Origin of the sequence: Rheinheimera sp. (assembly GCF_036568245.1) — a bacterium.
Lineage (GTDB): Bacteria > Pseudomonadota > Gammaproteobacteria > Enterobacterales > Alteromonadaceae > Alishewanella.
Window position 1 is genome coordinate 1 of sequence record NZ_DATCSY010000120.1, and the last position, 4,784, is coordinate 4,784.

At 49.7% G+C, this 4,784-nt stretch carries 4 protein-coding genes and 1 pseudogene; 3 read left to right on the top strand and 2 right to left on the bottom strand.

The window, feature by feature from the left end:
• The 3 genes from VIN66_RS05375 to VIN66_RS05385 all read left to right on the top strand — a co-directional run.
• Positions 1 to 1,294: TonB-dependent receptor plug domain-containing protein (locus VIN66_RS05375; protein ID WP_331923008.1), on the top strand; the 1,294-nt coding region annotated here is incomplete at its 5' end.
• A 293-nt stretch (positions 1,295 to 1,587) separates the two neighbouring features.
• The gene (locus tag VIN66_RS05380) at positions 1,588 to 2,568 is read left to right on the top strand and encodes a DUF1852 domain-containing protein (protein WP_331923009.1); all 981 of its coding nucleotides are present in this window, start codon (positions 1,588 to 1,590) and stop codon (positions 2,566 to 2,568) included.
• Positions 2,569 to 2,591: 23 nt separating this feature from the next.
• Entirely contained in the window at positions 2,592 to 3,626 is a 1,035-nt protein-coding gene (locus tag VIN66_RS05385) for a methionine synthase (protein WP_331923010.1), read from the top strand.
• A gap of 92 nt (positions 3,627 to 3,718) precedes the next feature.
• Here the strand turns inward: VIN66_RS05385 and VIN66_RS05390 are convergent, their stop codons facing one another.
• On the bottom strand, positions 3,719 to 4,468 hold the full coding sequence (locus tag VIN66_RS05390; protein ID WP_331923011.1) for a transporter substrate-binding domain-containing protein: 750 nt from the start codon (positions 4,466 to 4,468) through the stop codon (positions 3,719 to 3,721).
• A 30-nt stretch (positions 4,469 to 4,498) separates the two neighbouring features.
• Positions 4,499 to 4,784 (bottom strand): annotated as a pseudogene (locus tag VIN66_RS05395) (ATP-dependent DNA helicase RecG); the annotation flags it as partial.

The window sequence follows — 4,784 nt, forward strand, 5'->3', positions numbered from 1 at the left end:
CAGTGCCTATGCCGGTTCACTGGAAAACCAGGAACAAAACTTTAATATCGACGCCAGTAAGCGCTTTGACTTCGTTAACGATTCTGAATTAGTCGTATCGGCGGGGATCAGCCGTCGCCACAATGCGTACCGCATCAGTGCCGGTGACGAGCTATCCTGGCGCAATTATGGTTATCAGGGCAAAGCTGGTGGTATTCAGGGTTTTGGTGGCTTTACGCCAGAATCTGAAGTAGATGAATCGCGCCACAATACGGCAGTGTACCTGGAAGTAGAAAACGCACTGAGCGATGCCTTTACCTGGGGTGCGGCACTGCGTCAGGAAGATTATTCCGATTTTGGTAGCGACACCAGCTGGAAGGTATCGGGGCGTTATCAAATAAGCGATAACTGGGCGTTCAGGGCAACTGCAAACGATGCTTTCCGTGCGCCAAGTGTGCAGCAGCTGTATTTTTCTAACCTGTCTACCCTGTTTGTGGCCGACCCGCAAACCGGCGTGTTGACGCCTACCGAGTCAGGTACTTTTAATAACGTGTCTGAGGTAACCCGTGCCATCGGCCAGGGCCCACTGCAACCGGAATCGGCTACCAGTATCAGTGCTGGTATTACCTTTCAGGGCGACGGTGGTTTAACCTTTACGCTGGATACATACCGCATTGCAATTGATGATCGCATTATTCTTACCGGCAGCGTTAACCGTGCCAGCAGCCCAACGCTGGACGAGCTATTAGGTAATTCCGGCGCCAACGCAGTGCGGTTTTTTACCAATGCTGTAGATACCACAACCGAAGGGGTTGAAGCTGTTGTGGCTTACCAGTGGGACACCGCCAGTTTAGGGCAGTGGAAAACGTCGTTCAGCGCGCAGTACAACGATACCAGTATTGATCAGATTAAAGTGCCAGCGTTGCTGGATGGCCTGCAAGACAGCCTGTTTGACCGGGTAGAGCAGGTGCGTTTAACCAAAGCCAACCCAAACAAGGGCGCGGTGCTGAGCTTAAACCATCAGTACAACAAGCTGACATCTGATATCCGGCTGAACTATTTTGGCCCTTACACCTTAGGTTATGCCACTGGCGATAAAACCTTCAGCGGCAAAACCACGGTAGATATCAGCTTTAATTACGCTGTTACCGATGCACTGCAACTGGGTGTGGGCGCAATTAACCTGTTTGATACCTACCCGGATAAACAGCCAGAGGTAAACAGCTTTAACGGTATTTTTGCTTACCCTAATACCAATGCGCCCTTTGGTTTTAATGGCGGCTCTTACTATGCCGACTTACGTTACTCGTTTTAACACTGCGCGCTTGGTCGCGGCTAGGTTGTCGCTAAGCGCGGCCAGTTAACACGGGTTTTACGCCTCAAAACCGGCTTGCTCTATGCTTTGTAAATGTCATTTTGCAGGGTGTTGGGTAAGCCGGTTTTTTGTTGCCTGCAACTAAAGGCAAACAGGCCGAATCATTAATTCTACTCATGTATTAATGAAATAATATCATTTTTATTCATGCAGCCCTGCGCGTATAACTGCCTCATGATTTTAGACGTCTAGATGCCTTCATGGCGAATCGGCGAAAAGGATACCAGAGCATCATGAGTAATCACTTTACATTCAGCATTAAAAGCATTGGCTTTGATGAACATTATCAGCCAGCAGATAATACGCGGCTTACCACCAATTTTGCCAATCTGGCCAGGGGCGAAAGCCGCCGGCAGAATTTACGCAATGCGTTAAAGATGATCGACAATCGTTTTAATGCGCTAGCACAGTGGGACAACCCGAATGGCGATCGTTATTCGGTCGAGCTGGAGATAGTGTCGGTTGATATTCACATCGAGGGCAGTGGCCACAGCTTTCCGTCAATTGAAGTGCTAAAAACCAATATTGTTGATCATAAAACCAACGAGCGTATTGACGGCATTGTCGGCAATAATTTTTCCTCTTATGTGCGCGATTACGATTTTAGTGTATTGCTGCTTGATCATAATAAACAGCAGGCGAAGTTCAGCATTCCGGCGAACTTTGGTGACTTACACGGCAAGCTTTTCCAGTGCTTTGTCAGCTCTGCCGCTTACAAGCAACGCTTTAATAAGCCGCCGGTAATCTGCCTAAGTGTGTCAGATAACAAGACCTATCATCGTACTGAGAACCAGCATCCGGTATTGGGCGTGGAATACCTGCCAAATGAATCCTCGTTGACCGAGCAGTATTTTAAAAAGATGGGGCTGCAGGTGCGCTATTTCATGCCAGCCAACAGCGTGGCACCGCTGGCGTTTTATTTCTTTGGTGACTTGCTGAATGATTACACCAATCTGGAGCTTATTAGCACCATCAGTACCATGGAGACGTTTCAAAAGATCTACCGGCCGGAGATTTATAACGCCAATGCGGTGGCAGGTAAATGCTATCAACCGGATCTGAAAAATCAGGATCATTCGATCACGCAAATTGTGTATGACCGGGAAGAGCGCAGCAAGTTGGCTGTTGCCCAGGGCAAATTTGCCGAAGAGCATTTTATCAAACCGCACCGGGCGATTCTGGAGCACTGGTCAGCCTCGGCGAACTTCGCTTAAGTATTCACGCAGAGAACAAAGTTATGAAGAAAAAATTACTACCTACTTCAACAGCGGGCAGTTTGCCTAAACCATCCTGGCTGGCTGAGCCTGAAACGCTGTGGTCAGAGTGGAAATTGCCGGCTGAAGAACTGCCTGACGGCAAACAGGATGCGCTGCGCTTATCATTGCACGAACAGCAGCTGGCTGGTGTTGATATTGTCAGTGACGGCGAGCAAACGCGGCAGCACTTTGTCACCACCTTTATTGAGCACTTAAGCGGCGTGGACTTTACCAAGCGTGAGACGGTGCGTATTCGTAACCGCTATGATGCCAGTGTACCTACTGTGGTTGGGCCGGTATCAAGGCCTAAACCGGTGTTTGCTGAGGACGCTAAGTTCTTACGCCAGCAAACCAAACAGCCGATCAAGTGGGCTTTGCCAGGCCCGATGACGATGATCGACACTCTGTACGATGCACATTATAAAAGCCGCAAAGAACTGGCCTGGGAGTTTGCCAAACTACTAAACCAGGAAGCCAGAGAGTTAGAGGCGGCCGGGGTGGATATTATCCAGTTCGATGAGCCGGCCTTTAATGTGTTTTTCGATGACGTAAACGACTGGGGTATAGCCTGTTTGGAGCGGGCTATCGAAGGGCTGACATGCGAAACGGCCGTACATATTTGTTATGGCTATGGTATTAAAGCCAATACTGACTGGAAAAAGACCTTAGGCAATGAATGGCGGCAATACGAAGCCATATTCCCCAAACTGCAACAATCGAATATCGATATTATCTCGCTGGAATGCCATAACTCGCGGGTGCCGATGGAGTTGCTTGAACTTATCCGCGGCAAAAAAGTGATGGTAGGCGCCATTGATGTGGCAACTCATAGTATCGAGACAGCGGAAGACGTGGCCAATACACTGCGTCAGGCGCTTAAGTATGTTGATGCCGATAAACTTTATCCATGCACTAACTGCGGCATGGCGCCGTTACCGCGCCATATTGCAAGTGGCAAGCTGAATGCGTTAGCCGCCGGTGCAGAAATCGTACGCCAGGAACTGTTGGCCGGGTGAGCAGCGATAAATTTGCCAGGTTACCGGTTGGGTAAGTACGCACTGCCAATAAAAACCGGTAACCTTGATTTTATAACGGCGGGCTATCGCCGTTAATCTGGTGATTGATAAAACGCTTCGCGTGACTCTGCTATTTGTTGCCAGATTTGCAGCATTTCTGTGTTGTTCAAAACTTGCTGTTTCTGGCTAAAAGCAACAAAGGTGGGCTGCGAATAGAAGTAGGGTTCGAGCTTTCTGATAGTGCCCGGCTGTTGCTGTGCCAGCAATGTATCACCGGCATTTTCGGTCAGCACCAGACCGTCCAGCCGGTGATTCACCAACAGGCTAAAGGCGGCTTCAACACCAACGTCGGTATCGAGTAATACATTCATTTGCCGTAATAGCTTTTCAACGACATAACCTTTGGGCGCGGCAATACCGAATTCAACATTGCTAAACATCGTGCCGTCCCATTTCAGCTGGCTATCTGCATGCACGTAAACCGGGTAGTTAATACTGCTTAGCCGGAATGGTGACTTGGCCTCAGTGCTGCTGAGCGGTGGAAAGACATATTTTTCGCTGCGTTCAGCCGTCCAGCCCATACCGATGGCTGCGGTATAGACGCCTGTTTCGACCAGCGCGGTACAGCGTTTCCACGGTAAACGGTCTATAACAAACTGGTATTGAAGTTGGGTCAGCGCTTGCGCGGCGATAGCGGCATGTTTGCCGACATACGTAACGTTGTTAACTGTATAGTGGTGCAGTTTAGGATCTTCAGCGTCAGACTCCTGGCACAACCGCAGTGATTCAGCGTTGGTCCAGAGTGGCAGCAGGCAAAACAGGATTATTATCTTTTTCATCATGCAGACCAGCAGTATTGTGCGGTTATGGTATTAAGCATTGCCGTATATCTCTTTGTTAGCCAGCCAGCGTTTTATCAGCTGCAGGCTGGCGCTGCGATCCTGTTGCCATAGCTGGGCAGCCAGTTGCTGTGCCAGAGGTAACAGTTCGGCGTCGCGGCTTAAGTCGGCAATTTTAAACTGCAGTACACCGGTCTGGCGGGTGCCGAGTAATTCACCCGGGCCGCGTATTTCCAAGTCGCGCTGGGCGATAACAAAGCCGTCGTTACTGTCGCGCAGCACACCCAGCCGGGCCTGCGCGGTTTTTGACAGCGGCGCG

What these genes read in the sequence shown, in the direction of transcription:
- VIN66_RS05380 (WP_331923009.1), top strand. Translation starts at nt 1,588, where the DNA reads ATGAGTAATCACTTTACATTCAGCATTAAAAGCATTGGCTTTGATGAA.
- VIN66_RS05385 (WP_331923010.1), top strand. Translation starts at nt 2,592, where the DNA reads ATGAAGAAAAAATTACTACCTACTTCAACAGCGGGCAGTTTGCCTAAA.
- VIN66_RS05390 (WP_331923011.1), bottom strand. Translation starts at nt 4,468, where the DNA reads ATGATGAAAAAGATAATAATCCTGTTTTGCCTGCTGCCACTCTGGACC.